This is a genomic window from Bacterioplanoides sp. (assembly GCF_965226395.1).
GTDB lineage: Bacteria > Pseudomonadota > Gammaproteobacteria > Pseudomonadales > Oceanobacteraceae > Bacterioplanoides.
Genome location: NZ_OZ245358.1, coordinates 1,758,020 through 1,782,560 on the forward strand (window position 1 = coordinate 1,758,020; position 24,541 = coordinate 1,782,560).

At 48.8% G+C, this 24,541-nt stretch carries 15 protein-coding genes; 8 read left to right on the forward strand and 7 right to left on the reverse strand.

What is annotated here, in order from left to right; all coding sequences use genetic code 11:
• Positions 1 to 89: 89 nt before the first annotated feature.
• Positions 90 to 1,004, reverse strand: a complete 915-nt coding sequence (locus ACO05E_RS08025; RefSeq protein WP_419812457.1) for a bile acid:sodium symporter family protein — start codon at positions 1,002 to 1,004, stop codon at positions 90 to 92.
• A gap of 198 nt (positions 1,005 to 1,202) precedes the next feature.
• Between ACO05E_RS08025 and ACO05E_RS08030 the strand changes: the two genes are divergently transcribed.
• Entirely contained in the window at positions 1,203 to 3,386 is a 2,184-nt protein-coding gene (locus ACO05E_RS08030; protein WP_419812458.1) for an EAL domain-containing protein, read from the forward strand.
• Between the two features lie 159 nt (positions 3,387 to 3,545).
• Positions 3,546 to 4,607, forward strand: a complete 1,062-nt coding sequence (locus tag ACO05E_RS08035) for a hypothetical protein (protein ID WP_419812459.1) — start codon at positions 3,546 to 3,548, stop codon at positions 4,605 to 4,607.
• Between the two features lie 21 nt (positions 4,608 to 4,628).
• Here the strand turns inward: ACO05E_RS08035 and ACO05E_RS08040 are convergent, their stop codons facing one another.
• Positions 4,629 to 5,453, reverse strand: a complete 825-nt coding sequence (locus ACO05E_RS08040; RefSeq protein WP_419812460.1) for a response regulator transcription factor — start codon at positions 5,451 to 5,453, stop codon at positions 4,629 to 4,631.
• Between the two features lie 474 nt (positions 5,454 to 5,927).
• On the opposite strand from ACO05E_RS08040, the gene ACO05E_RS08045 reads away from it, so the two are divergent.
• A complete protein-coding gene (locus ACO05E_RS08045; protein ID WP_419812461.1) occupies positions 5,928 to 7,016 on the forward strand; it encodes a hypothetical protein in 1,089 nt (362 codons plus the stop codon).
• A gap of 81 nt (positions 7,017 to 7,097) precedes the next feature.
• Here ACO05E_RS08045 and ACO05E_RS08050 read toward each other — a convergent pair whose 3' ends face one another.
• Genes ACO05E_RS08050 through argE form a run of 3 tightly spaced genes read right to left on the reverse strand, consistent with a single transcriptional unit; the run spans position 7,098 to position 10,457 of the window.
• Positions 7,098 to 7,889: a spermidine synthase gene (locus ACO05E_RS08050; RefSeq protein WP_419812462.1), complete on the reverse strand. Its 792-nt coding sequence runs from the start codon at positions 7,887 to 7,889 to the stop codon at positions 7,098 to 7,100.
• On the reverse strand, positions 7,886 to 9,220 hold the full coding sequence (gene argA / locus ACO05E_RS08055; protein ID WP_419812463.1) for an amino-acid N-acetyltransferase: 1,335 nt from the start codon (positions 9,218 to 9,220) through the stop codon (positions 7,886 to 7,888). The genes ACO05E_RS08050 and argA overlap by 4 nt, the downstream gene beginning before the upstream one ends.
• Before the next feature lie 43 nt (positions 9,221 to 9,263).
• Positions 9,264 to 10,457 carry an acetylornithine deacetylase gene (gene argE, locus ACO05E_RS08060; protein WP_419812464.1) on the reverse strand — a complete coding sequence of 398 codons (1,194 nt, stop codon included), beginning with the start codon at positions 10,455 to 10,457 and terminating at the stop codon, positions 9,264 to 9,266.
• Between the two features lie 214 nt (positions 10,458 to 10,671).
• Here argE and ACO05E_RS08065 point away from each other — a divergent pair, with 214 nt between their 5' ends.
• The 4 genes from ACO05E_RS08065 to ACO05E_RS08080 all read left to right on the forward strand — a co-directional run bounded on the left by ACO05E_RS08065 (position 10,672) and on the right by ACO05E_RS08080 (position 20,800).
• Positions 10,672 to 12,105 (forward strand): inorganic triphosphatase, encoded by a 1,434-nt coding sequence (locus ACO05E_RS08065; protein WP_419812465.1) that lies wholly within the window; start codon positions 10,672 to 10,674, stop codon positions 12,103 to 12,105.
• Positions 12,106 to 12,132: 27 nt separating this feature from the next.
• Positions 12,133 to 13,899, forward strand: a complete 1,767-nt coding sequence (locus ACO05E_RS08070) for a GspE/PulE family protein (RefSeq protein WP_419812466.1) — start codon at positions 12,133 to 12,135, stop codon at positions 13,897 to 13,899.
• Positions 13,900 to 14,108: 209 nt separating this feature from the next.
• Positions 14,109 to 14,615: a hypothetical protein gene (locus ACO05E_RS08075; protein ID WP_419812467.1), complete on the forward strand. Its 507-nt coding sequence runs from the start codon at positions 14,109 to 14,111 to the stop codon at positions 14,613 to 14,615.
• Positions 14,616 to 14,698: 83 nt separating this feature from the next.
• Positions 14,699 to 20,800: an EAL domain-containing protein gene (locus tag ACO05E_RS08080; protein ID WP_419812468.1), complete on the forward strand. Its 6,102-nt coding sequence runs from the start codon at positions 14,699 to 14,701 to the stop codon at positions 20,798 to 20,800.
• Between the two features lie 23 nt (positions 20,801 to 20,823).
• Here the strand turns inward: ACO05E_RS08080 and ACO05E_RS08085 are convergent, their stop codons facing one another.
• The gene (locus ACO05E_RS08085) at positions 20,824 to 22,032 is read right to left on the reverse strand and encodes a DUF5666 domain-containing protein (protein ID WP_419812469.1); all 1,209 of its coding nucleotides are present in this window, start codon (positions 22,030 to 22,032) and stop codon (positions 20,824 to 20,826) included.
• Positions 22,016 to 22,885 carry a DUF6502 family protein gene (locus tag ACO05E_RS08090; RefSeq protein WP_419812470.1) on the reverse strand — a complete coding sequence of 290 codons (870 nt, stop codon included), beginning with the start codon at positions 22,883 to 22,885 and terminating at the stop codon, positions 22,016 to 22,018. Before ACO05E_RS08090 ends, ACO05E_RS08085 begins: the two co-directional genes overlap by 17 nt.
• Positions 22,886 to 23,060: 175 nt before the next feature.
• On the opposite strand from ACO05E_RS08090, the gene ACO05E_RS08095 reads away from it, so the two are divergent.
• Entirely contained in the window at positions 23,061 to 24,506 is a 1,446-nt protein-coding gene (locus tag ACO05E_RS08095) for a serine protease (protein ID WP_419812471.1), read from the forward strand.
• Positions 24,507 to 24,541 lie beyond the last annotated feature (35 nt).

The window sequence follows — 24,541 nt, forward strand, 5'->3', positions numbered from 1 at the left end:
ATCTTAAATGATGCTTTAGTCGTATTAAATGCGTCGCAAAAGTGACCAATTAGGCCAGAAAAGAAAAATACCTGTCGCCAATAGATTATTTATTGGACAGCTTTTTGACGAAATCTTGTTTGATCTTTCTTTAACATCAGGCCGGTAAACAGTCCCGCACTCACAAACATAAACAAACTATAAATGGTGGGGGCTATGGTCATTTCGGCACTGCTGATGAGAGTGGCATTAGCGACTGAGGTATTAATAAGCGTGGCAGTGATTAAAATGGCCAGCGTACCATTCTGTAAACCAGCCTCCAGACCAATGCTGCGTGCCTGCGCTTCATTGTTCAACAGCCACTTCCCGGCGCTATAACCCAGCAACATAGTGAGCAAATTGAGTGTCAGCACCGCTGGCCCGGCCACGATGGCGTAATCAATAACCTGAGTGCCAATATTGATCACAATACTCAGAGTGACGGCGGCCAGGGTCGCTACCGACAGTTTGCTGATGTAAGGCCCGGTTTTGATTGCCAGTTGAGGCCAGCGAGCACGTAATACCATGCCGACTAGCACCGGCATGACCGTCAGCATAATCAGCTGTAACCAGGTGCGTAATACCGGCAATTCCAGTATCTGTTGGTTGTTGGCGTAATACCCCAGCGCCCAGCTTGCCAACAATGGAATCGTGAGCGGAGTGATCAGGCCAATCACGGCAGTGAGCGAGACGGATAATCCCACATCGCCTTTGGCCAGATAAGCGAACAGATTAGACGGTGGGCCGCCCGGCGACAGCGCAATAATAAATAAGCCAATCGCCAGTTCACCGGTCAGATCAAACGCGGCAATCACCACCACACAAATCAGCGGCAACGCCAACAGCTGGGTCACGGCCCCCAGAATAAAGCTTTGTGGCTGTTGGGCGACACGGCGGAAGTCGGCAGGGGTTAAGCTCAGGCCAACACCGGTCATCATCAGCACAACGGCGATTGGCAGGCCAATCTGGATCAGCAAATCGTACATTTGGCTTATTTTGTAACATTTTGAGCCAAGGTACCGCAGAGATACACCTGCGGCAACTGATGTTCGCTGCCGTATTAAGCAGCTCTGCACACAAGGCTAATGGATTTATCCGGGGGCTTTTCTATTCTTTAAAGACATCTGCTCTGATACCTGCCTGGCAAACGTCTCAATCATTCGCTGATAGTGGTGGTAATTTGTGTGAACAGGATTGCTGAAAAAATCATGGATATGGCCCGACGGCCGAAGCCTCTGGTTTGGTTTCTGACCGTACCGGTGCAATGTATTTCGGTGATAACGTTTGCGATTCTGATGTACGCCGCGCCGCTGATGATTGAAAAGGTTGAGCATGAAAATGTCACAGAAATGGCCGTTAGCCTGACTAAAACGCTGAAGCATATCCGCGATTACTACTCCAGAAACGTGGTTGCCAAGGTGGTGGATGATCATCAGATTGAAGTGACCCATCTGCATCAGATGGTCGACAACGGCATTCCGATCCCGGCCACTTTTCTGTTGGAAATGACACAAGCCAGCCTTCAGGCCGATAAAGTGCACGTCAGTGTGTACAGCCCCTATCCATTTAAAACCCGTGAAAATCGCCAGCTTGATCGCTTTCAGACCGAAGCCTGGGCAGCACTGAGCATCAATCCGGAAGGGTCTTATAGCCGGGTTGATCATGAAAACGGCCGACGGGTTGTTCGTGTGGCGCTGGCGGATACCTTGTCATCTCCAACTTGTGTCAGCTGCCATAATCATCATCCGGATTCGCCCAAACTCAACTGGCAGGAGGGCGATGTCAGAGGTGTGGTCGAGATTAAATGGGATGTTGAAAACAATCTCGTGCGGGCCACTCACAATGCTTATCTGGTTCTGGCACTGCTGCTGGCGCTAATTGTGGTGATTATTCTGCTGAACCGCCGGGTTGCTTTTAAAATGCAACGGCCGTTAAAACTGGTGACGGATGCCATTACTGAACTGGCAGAAAAGCGGGTGCTGTCAAAACCGATGCAAACTCTTGAATATCAGGAAGTCAGAGCACTGAGTTCGGCGCTGGATCATCTAAAAGACGTTGAGTTGGAACGTCAGGCGCTGGAAAAAGAGGTCAATCACTTAGCTTATTACGACCTGCTGACAGGGTTGCCGAATTACACCCATTTAAAAAGCTATCTGAAAAAAACGTTCGCCACTGATCAGCCGGATGGTGGTATCCGGCTGACCATCGTTAATGTGGTTAATTGCAGTGAAATTAATAATGTTCTGGGGCAAACCGTCGGGGATGACGTGTTAAAAAATGTGGCGCAGCGTTTATCGGCCTGTAGCCCGGATTGTGTGGTGTTTCGCCTGGATGGAGCGAAATTTGCCATTACTTCAATGGCGCAAACATTCAGCGAACAGGATGCACAATACCCGATTATTTTCGATGATTTAAAACGCCCGATCCGGGTTGGCCGGCATACGGTTTCCATTCATATCATCATTGGCTCAGCCTGGGTTAAACAAAGTGATACCAGTGCGGATGAGCTGATCTCAAAAGCCAATATTGCATTAGGTGAAGCCAAAGCCAATCATCAGGACTTAGTGGTTTACTCTTCCGAGCTGTCACAAAAACTCCAACATCGTTTAAGTCTGATCGAAAACTTAAAACAAGCTCTGGCGGAGAATCAATTACAGCCGTATTACCAGCCTCAGGTTGATTTAAACAGTGGTGAATTAGTGGGCGCTGAAGCCTTGTTGCGCTGGATCACACCGGATGGAAAATTTATTTCACCGGCGGAATTTATTCCGGTGGCCGAGCAGTCCCGACTGATTATCCCGATTGGCAGGCAGGTGCTGGATAATGTGTGTGCGCAGATACAACAATGGCAAGCCGCTGGCATTCCCCGCTTTACGGTATCGGTCAATGTGTCGGGTATTCAGCTTAATGAAGACGATATGATGGCCGTAACCAAAGACATCATGAAGAAATATCAGATAGACCCTGAGTGGCTGGAATTGGAAATTACCGAAAGTGCCTTGATGGCCGATATTAATAAAGCCGTTGCCCGGCTGGAACAATTAAAACAGCTGGGCCTGACCGTTGCCATTGATGATTTTGGCACCGGCTTTTCTTCATTAAGTTATCTGAAAAACCTGCCGATTGATAAATTAAAAATCGATCAGGCGTTTGTCCGTGATCTGATTCATAACCAGGATGACCAGGCGATTGTTGAAATGATTCTCGGGCTGGGAAAATCACTGGATATGAAACTGATCGCCGAAGGTATCGAAGACCTCAATACCGGCCATTATCTGCGTGATAGTGGCTGTCATTTGGGGCAGGGATATTATTATGCCAAGCCGATGTCAGCGGAGGATTTTGAGGGTTATATCAAGGGTCATTGATTTTATAACGGCTCACTTAATAAAAACAAAATAATCAACAATTAGTTTTATTCCTAATGTTTTGCTCCTGATAAAGGTACGCGGAATATCGTATTGCCTGTCTATAGATGAGTTCTTAGCATCATTAATCACTGGAAAATATCTATGGAGGAATAAGCTATGTTAACGGCTTCTTTAGTCAATACGCGGGCTTTTTTTCAGGCTAAGAAAAAGGGACTAGTCAAATTTCCATTGTTATTGATCTGCAGTCTTACCGTATTCAGTCAGGCTGCGGAAGTAACCATTCCAAATCAATTCAGTGCTGGTACAGCGGCCGTCGCCGTTGAAGTAAATGCTAACTTTAGCGCAGTGGAAACTGCCGTTGATGATAATGCTGTCAGGGTGTTACAGCTGGAAAGCGAAAATACTGCTCAGCAAACTGCCATAGAAGAATTACAGACTGCGATCGCAACTCTTCAGGCAGAGAATGCCAAGCTGGCTAATTTTGTCGATACGGTACTGCCCTTTATGCAGGGCGGTATAGATGAACAGAATAACCCCGCTGTTTTCTTTAGCGGTGCTAATGTGCATATCAATAATGGTGGAGGTTCAACGAGGACGATTAATGGCACTGGCAATTTGATTGTGGGCTATAACGAGGTGGGGGCGGCAGAGTTACTGAATAGCCGGGGATTCTGCAGCATTATTAACATTAACGATGCCACTCCGTACCTGAATCAAGTCGACTGTGAAAATGCCTCGGGTATTTGGAGTATCACTACCGGTGCGCAAAAAATTGGCTCGCATAATATCGTAGTTGGCGAAGGTCATAGTTATACCCAATATTCCGGGATAGTCACTGGGCAGAATAATGTGATTGCGGCTCCTGCCAGTACAGCCAATGCTGGCGAGCGCAACCTTGCCAGTGGTTTTTTGAGTAGTATCAGTGGTGGCAACATTAATACCAGTAATGGTGAACATAGTAGTGTCAGTGGCGGTAGTGGAAATCGCGCCAGTGGTATTCAAAGCAATGTCACTGGCGGTAGAAACAATATGGCCAGTGGTGATCAAAGCAGTATCAGTGGCGGATCTGAAAATCTTGCCAGTGGTGTTCGAAGCAGTGTTAGTGGAGGTACTAGCAATGCATCCAGTGGTACTCAAAGCAGTATAAGTGGTGGTTTCAACAGATCCGTTAGTGGTCTAGATGACTGGCGCGCCGGTGATTTATTTGAAGATAACTGACTTATATTTGTGTGGTGATATTTATCGATCTATCGACAGGCGAGCCGTTATTTCAATCGCTTTAACAATGGCACTGACACGGTTCGTGACATTCAAGCGCCGAAAGGCATTCTCCAGGTGCTTGCGTACTGTCCCTTCACTGATGCCCATTATGGCAGCAATTTGTTTATTGGACTTTCCATAACCAACCAGTGCCAGTAATTCAGCTTCTCGCTGGGTCACTCCCAGTGCCAGATGATGATTGGCTATTGCATTAATATTCACTTCGATCACAGGCTGGCGAGTGTTTTGTAAGGTCTCCTTAGCCAGCAAGGTAAAGTAAACCGGAAACAGGCAATGGCCGATATAACTGAGCATCAGTCGCTCATCATCACTAAACCCCCAGGTATCACGATTGACTGAAATTCCCAGAATAGTGCCATTATGAACCGTGCCGACCGACAACTGGTCTTTGATCGCTAGCGGAGCATAGTGTTCTTTATAGAGCGTCAGTTTCTGAAATTCTGTATCACTCATACAATCTGACATTGATAGTGCATTACGCTCTCCCTGGATACATCGGGCGATCACAGGGTGCATCGCAGTATGCTTATTAAATGATTCTATCTCCTGGCCATTGTCCCAGTCGCTATGACCCAGCGTGAGTGTTGTTGTGGGGTCTTGCCGGCCAATTAAACTGACCTGCATTTCTGTCCACCAACAGGAAACCGACTCCATAATACTGCCAAGGCCGTACACTACGATTTCTCTTAGCTTCTCAGGGGTATCCGCACGATTGGTCAGAGCGATCAGAGCCAGAGTTTGCTCTAGTTTTTCTCCCGGAATATTTTTCAGCGTTTTTTTCATGGCTTTATATCCTTTAAAAAGGAAAACAGCTCTCGATATTTCACCAATATATAAAACTATTAGTCAACAAAAACAGATACGCGGAACATCGTATTGCCTGACTATAGACGAGTTTTTAGCATCATTGATTGACGGAAATATTGATGGAGGAAGGGTCTATGTTAACGGGTTATTCAATCGTCATACAGGCGCTGCTCAGGTCTAAGAAAAAGGAATTAATCGGGCTGCTTTTTTTCTGTTTGATGGTAACGGCTTGCGGGGGTGGTGGCGGAGGAGGCGGCAGTAGTAATACTACTGTTGAACCTGACAGAAGCCCGGGCAACGACACCACAAATACGAGTCGATGGGACACCATGCAATGGGATCAGGGCCTTTGGCAGTAAAGAGCGGCAGTAAAGGCTTGCCGTAAATGGAGAGGTTCAACTAATCGTAGCTTGATTATTTAAAAATCGAATAAAAGCGGAAGGAATCATCATGAAATCATATTTTATTAAATTAATTTTTTTGTCATTTATCGGCAGCTTTATGGTATCCATTCAGGCCGCTGAAGTGACCATTCCTAATCAGTTCAGTGCCGGTACGGCAGCGGTTGCTGCCGAGGTGAACGCCAATTTCAACGCGGTAGAAGTGGCAGTGGATGATAATGCCGTACGAGTGGCGCAACTGGAGACCATGGTTGCAAGCTTAGAAAGTGCTATCAATACCTTACAGGCTGAAAATGCCAAGCTGACTAATTTTGTCGATATGGTGTTGCCTTATATGCGAGGTGGTATGGATGAACAAAACAATCCAGCTGTTTTCTTTAGTGGTGCCAATGTACATATCAATAATGGCGAAGATTCAACGCCGACCATTAATGGCACAGGTAACTTGATTGTCGGTTATAACGAAGTGGGGACGGCAGAGTTACTGAATGGCCGGGGGTTCTGTAGCATTATTGATGTTGACGCTGGCGCCCCGTACCTGAATCAAATCACCTGTGAAAATGCAGCGGGTAGTTGGAGTACCGCTACCGGTGCGCAAAAAATTGGCTCGCATAATATTGTGATTGGTGAAGGTCATAGCTATACCCAATATTCTGGAATAGCAGCCGGACAGAACAATGTGATTGCGGCCCCGGCCAGTAATATCAGTGCAGGTCGACTCAACCTTGCCAGTGGCTTTCAGAGCAGTATTATTGGCGGCTCTTTAAATACCGCCAGTGGATTCGGCAGTATTATCAGCGGTGGCACCGGTAATACCAGTAGTGGTGCATTGAGCAGTGTGAGTGGCGGCATTCAAAACAGCTCCATTGGCATAAGTAGTAGTGTGAGTGGCGGCTCCCAAAATACTGCCAGTGGTAATCAAAGCAGTGCCAGTGGTGGCAGTCAAAACAGATCTACTGGCACGAATAGCAGTATCAGTGGTGGCACTCAAAATACTGCGGAAGGTTTCAATAGTAGCGTAAGTGGTGGTTCTAGTAATACTGCAAGTGGTAGTCGAAGCAGTGTCAGTGGTGGTTCTAACCGATCCACCACCGGTACAAATGACTGGCGTGCTGGTTCTTTATTTGAAGGTTCTTGATGCTTTAACAACACCGTTCAGGTACCAACACCATTCAGGTACATTGCCTGAACGGTGTTTTCTTTTTAATAACTGAAACGTTTATTTAAAAAACCGATAAAAAACTTTGCAAAACCCCCAGGGGTTAAAGCCAAACGCTGGTTGTAATACTTTGCAGTTTATCCGCGCTTGTTTTTTATCCACCGGTTTTTGTCGGGAAGCCCAGATAATCCAGTTACCATCATGAGTAGTGGTTTGTAGTACGGTTGGAAATAAGGTTTTGATGGTGCTGAGTAACTGAGCGTCACTTCGGTGTTCTTTCCATAAGTTCAGCACCAGCCAACCATCATGGGTTAGATACTCTCCGCACTGTTCTAAAAAATCCGTTTGCTGTTGCACCTGGTTTAAACCATCCGCCAGGTATAAATCCGAGAATAATAATTGGGTCTTTTGCTGCTGTTTAACCTGAGTCGAGACAAAATCAACCGCATCGTTTGTATGTACGGTTAAACGTTTATCGCGCGGTAGCTGAAAAAACTGATAAGCAATCTGAGCGACGGCGGCACGTAATTCAACAGCATGAATATGAGCCCGTGGCAGTTGTTGCCAAAGCGCAGCGCTGAGTGAGCCACCACCTAATCCCAGTACCGTTGCAGAGGTGATGGTTAACGGCTGTGGGTATTGGCTTAATACCGCCAGCATACAACGCAGATAATCGTGCTGTAACTGAAAAGGCTGGCTTTTCAGTTGGCAGCTTTGTTCATCTGTGGTGCCAAAACTGAGATAGCGTTTATTACCGTCGTCAAATACCTGAATTGGGCCAAATTCATCAAAACGACGATGAATTTCCTGGCCCAATAACGGATTGGCGCTTAATAAATTTTGCTTGCTCACAAGGATTTAAAGAAAACTTTAGAGTTACGTTGCAGGTTATACGCCTGTTGTTTTTCTTGCGGCAGTGCGCTGACTTTGCCTGCAACAAACCCCTGCTCAACAAACCAATGTGCGGTGCGGGTGGTGAGCACAAACAATTGCTGATAATGACGCTGACGTGCCTGTTGTTCGATTTGTTCCAATAAACGCTGGCCCCGATTACTGCCACGATAATCACTGTGTACCGCAACACACGCCAGTTCAGCTTGTTTATCAGAATAGGGGTAAAGTGCAGCACAAGCGGTGATTAAACCATCGCGCTCGATAACATAAAAACGATGAATTTCGGTTTCTAATAATTCCCGTGAGCGACGGACTAATACGCCCTGATCTTCCAGCGGTTTTAATAATCCCAGAATGCCCGCTACGTCGTCGATATTCGCCGCCCGCAGTTGATCGTAGGCTTCCTGACTGATCAGGGTACCATTGCCTTCACGGGTAAATAATTCCTGCAGCAGAGCGCCATCTTCGGCGTAACTTAATAGCTGCGCCCGTGGCACACCTTGCTTCACCGCGTTAAGTGCCGCAGCGGCATGGCTGTGTGCTTCACCGGATAACTCGGGTAAATATTGTTGCAATTGTGTACTGGTTAATTGCTGAATAATCTGGCCTTGTTCGTTGATCAGGCCACTGTCGTTACCCAGAATTAATAATTTATCGGCGCGCAAACTGATGGCCGCTTGTTGCGCCACATCTTCAACCGCGAGGTTAAACATTTCACCACTGGGGGAATAACCGGCGCAGGATAACAGCACAATATTATGCTGCTGTAATAATTCGCGGATGGCCTGATGTTCAACCCGACGCACTTCACCGGTGTGTTGAAAATCGACGCCGTCGATCACACCTTTGGGTTTAGCGGTGACAAAATTACCACTCACCACCCGGATGCGTGAACCATGCATCGGTGAACCCGGAACGCCCACCGATAATAACGATTCAATGTCTGCTTTCACCATGCCAACGGCTGCTTTAACCGCATTTAATGCCGCGTCGTCGGTAATGCGAAACCCCTGATGGAAATCGCTTTTAATCGACAGAGTTTTTAATACCGAATCAATTTGTGGCCGTGCACCATGTACCAACACCAGTTGCACACCCAGGCTGTTAAGCAAGGCGATATCCTGAATCACATTGGTGAAGTTTTCGTGGGCGATGGCATCGCCTTCAAACATGATGACGAAGGTTTTACCACGGTGCGCATTAATATAGGGCGACGAATGGCGAAACCACTTAACGTAGTCGCTGTTATTTAATGGCGTTGTCGATGGTCCGTTGTGTTCGTCGTTCATGATAATGATTTCAATAATATCGGTTATAGGCAGTTTATCATTGTTAGCTTAAACAAAACTCGTTAATTAACTGGGCAATTAAATTCACGCAAGGCTCAATCTGATCGTGCGCCAGGTATTCGTCCACCTGATGAGCCTGATCAATATTGCCCGGTCCCAGTACCAGAGTTTCAATTCCGAGCTCCTGTAAAAACGGTGCTTCGGTGGCAAAGGCGACGGCTTCACTTTTGGCAGACGTTAAGCGTTCGCAGGCTTGTACAATGGCACTGGATTCTGCCGTTTCAAACGGACTGACACCTGGGAATAGTGGGTCGACTTCCAGCTCCACTTCATGCGCCTGAGCGACCGGAGATAAACGAGTGCGAATTTCCTCGCGTAAGTCGTCGTTGCTCATGCCGGGCAAGGCACGTAAATCAAACGCCAGTTCGCAGTTGCCACAAATGCGGTTGGGGTTGTCGCCGCCATGAATACAACCCAAATTCATGGTTGGGCTTTGTACGGCAAAGTGAGCATTCTGAAAATTAGCGGCCAGGTCTTTGCGGATGGTCATCAGTTCGCCCATTACCGAATGCATGGCATCCATGGCGCTGATGCCCAAAGCCGGATTGGAGGAATGGCCGGCGCGGCCAGTTACCCGTACATTCTCCATCATAATGCCTTTGTGCATACGAATCGGGCGCAAACTGGTGGGTTCGCCTACCACGGCGTAGCGCTTTTTGGTTCCCGCTGCTTTTCCCATCTTCAGGGCGTTCTGTTGTGCTAAGGCTCTTGCGCCTGACATCGAACTTTCTTCATCGGCGGTCGCCAGTACAATCAGCGGCTGTTTAAACTCGGCATCACGGAATTGTTCGACGGCATCCAGCACCAGCGCAAAAAAGCCTTTCATGTCGCAGGTGCCTAACCCATAAAAGCGGTTATCACGTTCGGTCAGCGTGAAAGGATCAGACTGCCACTTATCCGGGTTGCAAGGCACGGTATCAGTATGGCCGCTTAATACCAGGCCACCGCCCTGGCCGTTGTCTTCGCCCAGAGTCGCCACCAGATTGGCTTTGCCTGGTTGGTTTTCTACCGGCAGGATTTGTACCCGAAAATCCAGATCTTCCAGCCAGGTGGCTAAGCTGTTAATCACCGCCGTATTGCTCTGATCGTACTCCGGTAAGACCGAGCTGATGCTGTTATGGCCGATCAGGATGCTGAATTTTTCAACCGTTCCGGGAAGGCGGAATTGTGCTGCCACGCGATGCTCCTTTCTTTCTATGAACCAGAGAAGTGATGTGTATTGTTTTTCAAAGCAGCGACAGGATGTCGCGGTAGCTCGGCAGGGCCAGGGATGGCCCTTCGGAGCGGCGGCTGAAAAATAATATTCATCGATTCACTGGAACGGTTTTGCAGTGGTGAAATTTCCAAATTGTTTTCTTGCGAATCTTGCTATCGCCTATAACAATACCGCCATGACTACAGAAATCGAACTAAAACTGCGGCTCAGCCCGCAGAATCTTAATGACCCGAGCCATGCTCTGGTGAATTTCCTTAACCAGCATGCTGAACCTGACGGTGAAACCTTGCTGCAAAATCACTATTACGACAGTGATGATGCGGCATTAGCCAGTGCCAAAGCCGCGCTGCGTATTCGCCAGAAAGGGGATCATTTTGAGCAAACGCTGAAAACCGCGGGTTCTTCTAACGGCGGGATGCATCAGCGCCGCGAGTGGAACTGGCCGCTGGAAAGCAATGCTCTGAATGCCGACGTACTGGCTGATGAAGAAGTACAACAGCATTGGCCACAAAACCTCAATATTGAGCAACTGCAACCCGTGTTTGCGACTCACTTTCAGCGTCGGGCCTGGCGCTGGACGCTGGAGGTCAACGGCAAAACCACCACGGCAGAGGTGGTGATTGATCTGGGCGAGATTCGCAGCGGTGATAAAACTCAACCATTGTGTGAACTGGAGTTAGAACTGCTGGACGGTGATGCCGCGGGCTTATGGGCGATGGCACAACAACTACTGCCACACACGCCGTTATGGATCAGTGATATCAGCAAAGCCGAACGGGGTTATGGTCTTTCCGGGATTGGTGTTCGCTGGGCCGATAACAGCGCTTCTTTCAATGAAACCATGCCGTTAGCTCAGGCCGTTCCGCTATGGCTGCAACATCATTTGCTGTTGTTTAAGCGTACGCTGGAAAAAGCCTTGTGGGAGGGCGACTCTCAGGCATCGCTGGAATGCTGGCAGCATTGGTTAGCACTGCGCCACCTGCCGCAATGGTGTGGCAAAATCATCAAGCGTAAAGACACCAAAGAACTGCGTCAGGCGCTGGATCAGCTACAGCCAGGTTTAGAAACCTTGTCGGCGTTAACCACTGCCCAACGCTTCTTTAATGATGCAGGCCTGCGCTCGCGCTGGCTGGAGTGCGCTCAGCAACTGCGTGACAGTGCTGAATTAGCTCAGGCGCTGTTGGCGATAGCTCACTGGAGTTACGACCAATTACCACGCTTGCAGCAAATGGCGGGCGAAGCCGGTGCTGCTGTTGAGGCGGGCGTTAGTGGCGAAACACTGAGTCACTACTTCCACCGCAGCTGGAAAGAAGCGCAGCAAACACTCGCTGCGCCTCACGAGAGCTGGCATCTGAACCAATGGGCCGATCTGCAATCTCAGGTAGCGCGTCTGCAACACCTCCATCTGCTACGCCATGCGTTAACCGGCGAGACTGGAGGAGCTGCGCATCAGCGTGAGCGCCGTTTGTTGGCTGATATTGTCAACGGTCAGGCTCTGGTGCAGAACGAAACGGACACACTAACGCAAGAGCAGCAGTCACAACTGCATGAAGCACTGCCTTATGAACTGTGGGGCCGCTGGCTGGAATTCAGCAGCGCTGTGCGTTAACGCGACGGGATAACAGAGGAATAGCCGATGATGCAGTCTCAGGCAGAGCGCCACTTAGCATTAACGACGTTACTGGAAGAGCTGCGTCGGGATGGCGTATTAGCGGATGACGAGTATCAGTCTGGCCTCAGTATCCGCCGTAATCAGGGGGAGGAAAACCTTCATCCCCTGACCCTGATTGCGCGTCAGAATTACAGTAACGCCAAAACCGGCAAAGCGTTAACCGAAGATGGTCTTATCCAGTGGCTGGCCGCCAGCAACAATATGGAAAGCTACAATATTGACCCGCTGGAGATTGATGTTGGTTCCGTCACGGCGCAGATGTCGTACGCCTTTTCTGAGCGGCATAAAATTCTGGCAGTAAAAGTCAGCAAAGATGAAGTCACGGTCGCGACGGCTGAGCCGTTTATGACCAGCTGGATTCAGGATCTGGAACACACCACCCGGCGCATGGTGAAGCGGGTGCTGACGTCGCCGGCTGATATTGAACGCTTCCGTGTGGAGTTTTATCAGTTGGCTAACTCAGTGAACCGCGCCGGGCAGGCCCATGGCGGCATCAGCTCGGTACAGAATCTGGAGTCGATGCTGGAGCTGGGCAAGGCTCAGGCGCCGGAAGCCAACGACGAACACATCATCAATATTGTCGATTGGTTGCTGCAATACGCGTTTGATCAGCGCGCCAGTGATATTCATATTGAGCCCCGCCGTGAAGTGGGCCATGTGCGTTTTCGTATTGATGGTGTGCTGCACAATGTGTACGAGTTTCCGGCGCAGGTTTCTCAGGCTGTGGTGGCGCGGATTAAATCGTTAGGGCGGATGAATATCGCCGAAAAACGCCGCCCGCAAGACAGCCGTTTAAAAACCAAAACCCCCGCCGGTGAAGAAGTGGAATTACGTTTATCCACCTTACCAACCGCCTTTGGTGAAAAGATGGTGATGCGGGTGTTTGACCCATCGGTATTAGTGCGCAGCTTTTCTGACCTTGGTTTCAGTAAAGAAGACAAACGCCGCTGGGATCAGATGACCACCAACAATCACGGCATTGTCTTTGTCACCGGGCCAACCGGGTCAGGCAAAACCACCACTTTGTACACCACCTTAAAAACGCTGGCGACGCCGGAAGTGAACGTTTCCACCATCGAAGACCCAATCGAGATGGTGGAGGGCTCGTTTAACCAGATGCAGGTAAACCCGGCCATTGACCTGGCCTTTGCGGATGGTGTGAAAGCACTGTTACGACAAGACCCGGATATCATCATGGTGGGTGAGGTGCGGGATCTGGAAACCGCTGAAATTGCAGTGCAGGCAGCGTTGACTGGTCACCTGGTGTTATCGACGTTGCACACCAATGATGCACCATCGGCCTTTACCCGCTTACAGGAGCTGGGGTTACCCGCATACCTGATTAAATCGTCGGTATTGGGGGTGATGGCCCAGCGTCTGGTGCGTACCTTATGCCCTCATTGCAAAGAGCCACACTCGGTGGATGAACAAGATTGGAAGCAGCTGACTTCTCCCTGGCTGGTGAAGACGCCGGAGAAAATCTACCGGGCTAATGGCTGTTTGGAATGCCGTGGCACCGGCTTCTTAGGGCGGATGGGTATTTATGAAGTGATGCCCATGACTCCGACGCTGGAGAACCTGATTGACGACAGTACCGATCATAGTCGCCTGCGTCAGGCGGCGATGAAAGAAGGCATGCACAGCTTGCGCTTAAGTGGCGCGCATAAGGTGGCTGCCGGATTAACCACGATTACCGAAGTTCTGAGAGTGGCTCCTTTATCGAAGCTGTAAAAGAACCAAACGGCTAAACCGCAGGCTGATAACAATCCGGCCGGCTGTGGAAATCAAAAGTAACGACTGAGATCAAAAATTTAGCCAGATGTAACAAAAATGATGTGTGTTTATCGTTTCACAAGCAAACAACGGCTAAACTTCAACATGCAGTTAAACTTCAATCTACAACAATAAATACATGACGAACGAGGCACTTGGTACTCAAGGTGGATAACACACAGGAAGGCGCGGCACAGCCGCCAGCGATTATTGATCTGGAAGCATCCGGTTTTGGCCGTGGCAGTTACCCGATTGAAGTCGGGTTTGCGCTGGAAGACCGGCAGGTACACAGTTTTCTGATTCGCCCGGCTCAAGGCTGGACGCACTGGAGCGATGATGCCGAGAAAATCCATGGCATTTCTCGTGAGCAATTACAGGAATACGGTTTAAACCCGCGTGAAATTGCGATCAAAATGAATGAGTTACTGGCTGGCAAAACCCTGTATTCGGACGCCTGGAGTTTTGATTCGTCGTGGATTGGTCGTTTATTTGATGAAGCTGAGTTAATTCAGCGTTTCCGCATTGAAACGGTGAATAAGCTGCTGACTCAGGAGCAGATGGAAGCCTGGCATGACACCAAGCAGCACCTCTGGGACGAATTAAATGTTGGCCGCCACCGGGCGGCCAATGATGTAAAGGTATTACAAGAGACATTTTTGCGGGTGACCGGATAGCAGCAACCGGAGAAAACAACTCCGGAGAGAGCAGCTCCAGTGAGAGCAACTGGACGGCATTCATATGATGTTTGCAGGATATGATGGCTGAGATTACACACTTTGAATTACTGGATTGCCTGTATCAGGCCGGTTCACGTTCTGTTTATCGGGCGCAAGACCCTGTATCCGATTGCACCGTCATACTGAAACTCATCGAGAAAGAAAGTTGCGACGAAAGTACCCTGACTCAGCTGCACAATGAGTATGAATTATTGCAGCAACTGACAGGTACCGAAGGCCTGCCTGAAGTGCAGGAATGGGTAGAGAGCGACAGCCATTTTGCGCTGGTGCTGAAAGACTTTCAGGGCATTTCTCTGGCACAGGCAGCCCGTGAGCAGAGCCTGAGTTTGCCGCAGGTGGTGGATCTTCTGCAGCAATGTGTGCAAGTACTGCATGCAATTCATCGTCACCATGTGATTCATAAAGACCTCAAACCCGACAATATTATCTGGAATAAAAGCTCCAACAGCATCCAGATTATCGACTTTGGCCTGGCCGTTCAGTTCAATCACAGCCACAACAGTTTTTATCAGTTTGAGTCCACCGGCGGCTCATTACACTATATGCCACCGGAGCAAACAGGCCGGGTGAACCGGCTGGTGGATTACCGCAGTGATTATTACGCGCTGGGGATGACAGCTTATGAGCTGGTGTGCCAGCAACAGCCGTTTGCCACGACTGATATTCTCGACGATGTTATTTACGCCATTCTGGCGATCCAACCGCCTGCGCCCAGCGATATTAATCCACAGATTCCGGCGTCATTATCAGCCATCATTATGCGCCTGATTGCCAAAGATGCGGAAGAGCGTTATCAGACTCATCAGGGCTTGTTGCACGACTTATCTCTTTGCCTGGAGAGCGATAACTTTATTATTGGTGAGCTGGATATCCGCTCGCAGTTTAAAAACACCAGCAAGGTGTATGGCCGCGACGCAGAGTTAAAACAACTTCGGCAAGCGCTGGCGGATATCAGACAGCATCGTTCAGAGTGTGCCTTTATTGCTGGATTTTCCGGTATTGGTAAAACCGCCATTGTGCGGGAGTTGTATGCTGATATTCAGAAAATAAATGGCCGTTTTATTGAAGGCAAATTTGATCAGCTACAACAAGATCAGCCGCTGTTTGCGTTAACTCAGGCGTTTAATGATTTTTTCACCACACTGCTCAGTGAACCGGACACCTATGTCGAGCAATGGAAACTACGGTTACAGCAGGAGCTGGGTGATAACCTCAATGTACTGGCGCAATTATTACCCAGTCTGGAACATATTATTGGCGCAACACCAGAGCCGGTTTATCTCGCCGGAGACGAAGGCTTAAACCGTCTGGTGTTCTCCTTTTTAACCTTAATCAAGCTGATGGCGGCAGAAAAGCCATTGGTGCTGTTTGTCGATGATTTGCAATGGATGGATCTGGCATCCGAGCTGTTACTCAGTGCATTATTTTCGTCGCCGGATATTCCACATGTGCTGTTTATTGGTGCCTATCGGGATAATGAAATAACGCCTCATCACCCGGTCACCAAACTGATTGAGCCACAAGCATCGGGTGGCTGGCAACGGCAGCAGCTGTTGTTGAAAAACCTGTCAGAGGCTGATGTTCAGCAATTAATTGTTGATGGCTTCCAGCATCATATTCAACAGCCTCAGGTGCTTGCTCAATACCTTCATCAAAAGACCGCAGGTAACCCGTTCTTTACCATTCAGTTGCTGGATAGCCTGATTGAGCGGGGCGAGATTGAACAAGGCAACGATCGTATCTGGCATTACCAGACCCGCAGCCTGGAACAGCTGGCTGTTACCGATAATGTTGTTTCGCTGATGGTTGAGAAAATTAATACGCTGGCAGCGGAGCAGCGCGATATTCTGCAAACCGCAGCGGCGATTGGCCATGAATTTTCGTTAACCACACTGGCGATTATTACCGGGCAGACCGAGTCCGAATTAAAGCAGCAATTAATTCCGACCGTGCATAACGGGCTGATTATTGCCTCTGACGACAGCTTTGCATTTGCCCATGATGGTATTCAGCAAGCCGCTTATGAAATGGGCGATGTCGAACAAACCAAGGCCCTGCATTATAAAATTGGTTTCCATTTATGGTCACACTGCCAGCAGCAGCCGGAGCAATTACGGCAACAGCTGTTTAGCATCTGTTTCCACCTGAATAAATGCCACTCACAGATTGATTCGGCCGAAGATCAGATTCGTCTGATCGATCTGAATATTGAGGCCGCGACTGCAGCACGCCGTTCGGCGGCTTATCAAACATCCCTGAGTTACGCTCAGACCGCCTTAGAACTGGTGAATCTGTGGACCGATGCCCGCTTTGAGCCACTGCACTTTTCTATTTATAAAGAAGTGGCCGAATGTTTTTATCTGTGTGGGCAATACCAGGAAGCAGAGCAACATCTGAATCTCGCTGAATCACTGGCAGAAAATAATTTTCAGTATTTTCAGGTTGCCAGTATCCGGGTGGTGCAGCTGATTTCTCTGGGGCAGTACGATGAAGCGATTGATCGCGGTATTGAGGTATTAAGTCGCTATCATATTGAACTGCCAGACCCGCGGAATAATGATCAGGTCGACGACGGATTCCGCAGCAAAGAACAACAGTTCCGCCAGCAATGGACAGATCAAGGGCACACCGTTGCTGAGCTGTTTGATTTACCGCTGAATTATAATCCGGAAACCAATCAGCTGATGGATCTTCTGGGGGCGTTATATGCAGCGGCACTGATGAGTTTTCCGAATTATCTGAAGGTGATCACCATTGAACTGGTTAACCTGTCGATTCAACACGGTAACTGTGCCACCTCACCGATTGGTTATGCCTGGCACGGCAGCAGCATCAGTGCCATATCGGATGATTACGATGAAGCCTACGAGTTTGGCCTGCTGGCAGTAAAACTCAACGAACAAAAAATTAATAACCCGGCTATTGCCTGTAAAATTTATAATATGGTCGGTAACTTTATTAACTTTTTTAAAGAGCCCCTGCGCGATACGTTACCGACTTTACAGCGCGCTTATTCACTCGGCATGGCATCGGGCGATAAATTATATGGCAGCTACAGCATTATTAATGAATTGCGTAATGCCTTATCGACAGGCATGCCGCTGGATAGCTGGCTGATACTGGACGATGAAGTTAAAACCAAGCTGGAGCAATGTGATGCCCAGTTGATGGTTGAAGTGCGGGAAAGTTTTCGCGCTTATGCTCTGCAAATGACCGGGCAAAGCCATGCACCGGACAATCTCAATAATGACCTCTTCAACGAACAGGAATATCGCCATAAATATGCTGAAGTGCCATTGTTCCTTTGCCTGCTGGATGGCTGGAAAATACAGTCCAGCTTCCTGTTAGAACAATTTGATAGTGCACTGGCTCTGAGCCTGATCGACTCCAGTCCGATTAATCACTTCCCGTTGGGAGCAGAGAAACATTTCTACTCGGCTTTAACTCTGATGCGGGCACTCAGTCGCCAACCCGAGTCCACTGATAAAGCACTGTGGCAGGAAAAAATTGATGCCTCGATGGCGCGCATACAATCGTTGGCGAACAGTTGTCCTCAAAACTTCGGCCACCTGCTCAGCATATTACAGGGCTATCAGGCTTATACTAATCAGCAATTTTCTGAGGCGCTGCAATATTTAAATAGTGCTATTAAAAACGCAAAACTGAATCAGTTTATTCAGTACAAAGCACTGGCCAATGAGATTGCGGTGCAGTTGTGCTTTGCTCAGGGAATGGATGAGTTCGGCATTATTCATCTGCAGAATGCCCATCGGTTGTATAAAAGCTGGGGGGCACTGGCCAAAATTGAACAACTGAAACTGGCTTACCCGGATATTTCTTTCCATATTGTGCAGGAAAATACCGCCAGTCTGCGAAGCAGTTCGCTTGATAAACACGATATCGCTCAGCAGATTGATCTGAAAAGTATTATGGAAGCGTCGCTGGCGTTGACCTCTGAGTTTGATGTTGACCAGTTGATTCGCCGGTTAATGAAAGTGGTGGTGGAAGGTGCCGGTGGCCAGCGTGCGTTATTATTAATCGAGGTGAATAACCGCTGGCTGGTTGCCAGCGAATACGCTGGGTCAGGACAGTACCATTTTTACAGTCAGGAAGATGCGATTACCCCGCAGGGTAAACTGCCGACTTCCGTTCTGCAGTATGTCGCCCGCACAAACGAAACGCTGCATCTGAGTGAGGCAAACGAAACGCTGCCTTACAGCAATGATAGTTATGTCAAGAAAAATCAGGCCCGGTCGATTATTTGTTTGCCTCTGCGCCACCAGAATAAAACCAAAGCCATTTTATATCTGGAAAATAACCTGGCCAAAAATTCATTCTCGGATGAACAATTCCAGCGTTTAACCTTGCTGTCGGCGCAAATGGCATCGGCGATTGATAATTCTCAGAATTATCAGAAGCTGTCGGATAGTGAACACCATTATCGTGGACTATTAAAAAACCTTCCGATTGCAACGATTCTGATGAACCGTGATGGTCTTATTTATTATGCCAACAGAAATGCCCACGACCTGATTGATTTTAAAGCCCGGATCCGTAATGGCGTTGAATTTTATACGCTGGACGGGCAGTTATTTAATGAAGATATGCAGCCGCTATCGTACAGCCCGATTGAGCAAATCTTCAGCACTAAACAGCCGATTAATAATCTGGTTACTGGCTTTTATGGCAACCAGTCCACTAAAACGCGCTGGTTTATGCTCAATGCTTTTCCGCAGTATTCTCACAATCAGGTCAGCAGTGTGCTGATTTGCCTGATGGATATTTCTGAGCGGCGGGAACATATCGAAAAAATTCAGAAGCTGGCATATTTTGATTCGTTAACCGGTTTGCCAAACCGGGTGTCACTGGAGAAAAAACTCAGTAAGGCGATCGATACGTCGATTACCCTACAGCAACCCAGCGCCGCGTTATTACTGGATCTGGATAACTTTAAAATGATCAATGATTCGCTGGGTCATTGGGTCGGTGATGAAGTTCTGAAACAGGTCGCCAATAATTTACAGGCTGCTATTGGTAATGAAAACTTTGTTGCTCGTTTGGGGGGGGATGAATTTATTGTGCTGATGCCACCGGCAGATATCAGCGAGACAGCCCTGAAAGAAAAGATCACTCAGATTGCCGACAATATTAACGAATCATTTCTGACCAAATTTAATATCCATGGCCGGATGTTGCACGCCGCTGCCAGTATTGGTGCGGTTATGATTCCTGCGGATGCGGCCTCTGTGACCGAAGTGCTGCGGCGAACCGACTCGGCGTTATACGTATCAAAACGCTCCGGCAAACGAACGCTGAGCTTTTTTGATATTGAGCAGGAAGTGGCCATGCAACGGCGGTTTGAGTTGCAGGACTCCATTCCGGAAGCGATTGAACAAGGCCAGTTCCGCTTGCTGTATCAGCCTAAGATTCATATCCAGAGCGGGCAGGTTTGTGGTGCAGAAGCTCTGATTCGTTGGCATCATCCAGTTCATGGGGTGATTTCCCCCATTGAATTTATCCCGATTGCAGAAGAGTCCGGCTCTATTATTGCGCTGGGCGCCTGGATTATGCAGCAGGCCTGTTGTCAGGCAAAACACTGGTGTGAACTCGGCGCTGACAACAGCTTTCAGAAAATATCGGTTAACGTCAGCTCAGTACAATTTATTGATGATGATTTCCAACAGGTAATTGAACAGGCACTAACAGTGTCAGGATTGCCAGCCAATCGCCTGGATATTGAAATTACCGAAAGCTTGCTGATTGATAATGCCATCTCGACCATCGAAAAAATGCGTAGTCTGAAACAATCGGGCATCAGTTTTTCGATTGATGATTTTGGTACCGGCTATTCATCACTGGAATATCTGAAGCGATTACCGGTCGATACCATCAAGATTGATCAGAGTTTTGTCCGCGATATGATTGTCGATCAGGAAGATAAAGCGATTGTCGAAACCATTATTGCTATCGCTAAAAACCTCAAACTAGCAACGGTTGCCGAAGGGGTTGAAACGGCTGAGCATCTGGATGTGCTGCAACAGCTGTGCTGTGACGAGTATCAGGGCTATTACTTCAGTAAGCCGGTTGAGCCGGAAGTGTTGGAGAGCTTGCTGAAGTCGTGATGTAGCGCGGCTTCAGCATTCTGCTAGAGAAATTCATCGTCGACGAAGTCTTCGTGTTCTTCTTCCCAGTCTGCTTCAAATTCGTCCTCATATTCGGACTCGAATTCTTCTTCATCGAACTCCTCATCGAAGTCATGTTCAGCATCATCGAACCAGAATTCATCGTGATCATCGCCGAAGCCAATATGAATGGTTTCATCCTGCTCCAGCCCTTCCAGAACATCCGGTAACTGAACTTCAAAACCTTCCAGGTACAGCTCACTGCTGTCGACCGGAAAGCCTTCCAGCCAAAACTCATCAGCCAGTTCCAGTAACCGCGAGAGCGGCATTGGTTGCCAGTCGCTAACGATAAACTGATCGTTGAGCAGCTCTCCCTGCATACTGATCGGCTGGTTCAGGTCTGGTGTGGAATCAGGGAATGTAAGCGCCTGGTCCCCTAGCACATAGCTGCCTTCCAGCGCCGATACCGGCCCGGCCAGCAACGCCGTATGTTGCTCTGTGGTACGGATCAGACTGGCGCGAATGCTCTGGTCGGGTGCGCGTAGACCACTGACTACCAGCCACTGGCCAGCTTGCAGCTGTTCTGGTGCTAACAGTGTTTGCTGATCCAGCACACGTGTTTGTTGATCGACAATAATACGCTGACTCAGAATCTGCAGCTCAGTTTTATTACCGCCTAAAGGATGAATCGATTTCAACGGCCCTGTGACGTTATTAACTGAGTGTACTTCCAATGCCTGATAGTCATCACCGTATTCGTCGGCCAATATCGCAACGATCTGTCCCAGGCGAATGTCCTCACGCTGGCTGGGTGCTCCGTCACGGAAATAGTGCGTCTCTTCAGGCAGCAGGATATGGCGATCATTCACCCAAATGCTGCCAAAGGCGCTGACGCTGCCAACAATGGTGGTGTGTTTTGGTTTTTGACCGCTGCCGCCCAGGCCATTTTCAAGCGGCTGGCTGCGCTGCTGCTCTACCGGGCTGCCAGTACCGCCCAAACCGTTACGCGCCTGTTGACCGGAGCCTCCGATGCCATTTTCAGAGTGTGAGAACAGTGGCTTACCAGTACCGCCGAGGCCATTCTCTGGCGTTGGTGTGACGGCGACGCCACGGTATTCAATATGAGTGGAGCGGGGGGATTCCAGTGAACGCCAATGGGGTGGTGATGAGGTGCTGCAGGCAATCAGCAGGCAGCATAACAGCCCACTGATGAGCTTAGTGGTTCGACCCATTGCCCTGTTCCTCATCGAACACATACATGCCCACATTAATGCGCTGCTGATGATTCTCTGCGGCATCCTGCTGCTTCAGCTCTAAAGCGCGCTGATTTAAGCGGGTGAGCATCGCCATGCCTTCTTCCGCCGCTAATGACTTCAGCTCTTTAACCGACGCTTCCGATAAGCCATCGTAGTACAGGCAGCGTTCAAACTTAGCTGGCTGATCCAACAGATTATGATTGATGGTGGCGATATGGTCAGACAGGTTCATGCCCAGAAAAAAGGCCTTCTCTTCTATTCCCTGTTGCGGCACAAACGCGTTGTCTGACAAGCGCACAAAGAGCTCATCGTTTTGCTCGAACGTCACAACAACGCCGAGACGGAGCCATTCATCCAAGACCACCCGTGCACGAATATCTTTTTTGGCGACCTGTTCGACCAGGCTCTCAAAACTGGGAGCGTCACCCTGATGCTTAAAAGGCAAGGGAATCGGTTGGTGCGATTCATCACAGTAGTGCGCCATCCAATAAGCGGCAATCTGTACCCCGAGGCTGACCGACTCTGGCGGCGTTTGTGTGTCGCCTGCAGGGGCGCGTAAGCGTTTGATGTCTTTGCGGTGGATACCGGTTAACAGGCTGATACGGGTATCTGTCTGGGGTTTATCCGATAACGGGAAGTCACGCTCAGCCACCTCCACCATGGCTTTTTTCAGCCACTCCTGAATCACCGGGTAAGTGATCTGAAACGACAGCAACAACTTAGCCAGCGGTTGTAAAAAACGCTGAACCGCTTGATTAAGTGCCTGAGGCGCTGTGCTTTGCTGTTTGCCCGCAAGGTCTGAGGGCTGAGAGTCGTTTCGGTTATTCATCAGGCAAGCATACCTATTCGAGGGATTTTTTCCCACTTCTTTTGGAGTTGATCATTTTTTGTCACATAAAATTACACATTATTTTTGACAAGGGAAAATTTCCCTCATAAATTAAATATCGAAAGAGGGAAAAATTCCCACGAATTAAATTGGTTTCGTGGGCTGGAAAAATACAATGAATCCGAAGGTGACGATGATGAATAAAACACTCACGCTCAGCGCTCTAACTCTGGCACTGTCAGCCCAGACGATGGCCCAGGTTGCCGCAACCGAAACACGACAAGCCCGCATTATTGGCGGTACCGCTGCGGCAGTGGCGGAATATCCGTGGATGGTGTCGATCAAGACAAAGGATTCGGCGTCTCATTTCTGTGGCGCCAGTTTGATTGACAAACAGTGGGTGTTAACAGCCGCCCACTGTGTACAGGAAGAGACAGCAGCCGGCATTCAGGTCACTATTTCTGAATACGATCAACAAAAAACGGAGAGTACAGAACAAACATTGATGGTGAGTGATATCTATATTCACCAACAGTTTGGTGATCATAACGACAATGATATTGCGTTACTGAAACTCGCTGGCGAGTCCGATAAAACACCGGTTGCCCTGGCCGATACCAATGTGATGGCCAACCTGACGGCAGGCGCTGAGTTAACCACCATTGGTTGGGGACTGACCAAAGACGGTGATGATAATAGTCTGGCGACGGTGCTGCAGCAGGTTAACGTGCCGCTGTACGACCAGGCTCAATGTAAAACAAACTATGCCACCGTTGATGTTCAGGTTACCGGCAATATGGTGTGCGCTGGCTTTGAAGCCGGTGGTAAAGACTCGTGTCAGGGCGACAGTGGTGGCCCGTTATTTATTGTTCAGGGTGGCAGTGCGGTGCAGTTAGGGCTTACCAGCTTTGGTGAAGCCTGCGCCAAACCAAGCTTTCCGGGAGTGTATGCCCGTGTCGCGTCCTACCAGAACTGGATTGCACAAGTGAAGAACGGTGAAATCCCGGCCCACACCGGCCCGGTTGATGGTGGTATGGATGATATTGATGAAGCGCAGCAAACACTCGGTTTGCCGGGCTATCTGGATATCTTCGTGGAAGACAATGCGCAGAGTGGCGCAGAAACCATCACGCTGAAAAACCCGGCGGATGCAGCGCAAAGCCTGATGGTTAATAGCGTTACCATCACAGGAGAGGGATTTTCATTAACAACCGACGCCTGTCAAAATCAGGCTTTGGCGGCGGATGCCAGTTGTGAGCTGACGGTGAATTATCAGGTTCAGGATGATGAACCCTTTGGTGAAGGCCTGCTGACGCTCAAAACCAATCACGCTCAACATTCTGATATCAAGGTTGAATTATTGGCGATCAATAGCCGTGTCTTTGATGATGCCGATGATGTCAGCTGTGACTTCTTCAATGAACTGAATATCCGTAGCGAACATTTACAGGAATGTGATGATCGCGATGAGTCAGATTCGGAAGACGAGAACACAAACGATGCTAATGAAAATGATGGCGACGACGAGAGTGATGATGACGATAACGCTTTTGCGGGTGGCCTGACTCCCTGGTTGTTACTGGGACTGCTGTTATTGCCTGTTATTAGCCGCCGTCGTTAAAGGTTGAACACCATTAGAATTAACACCAGCCAGGA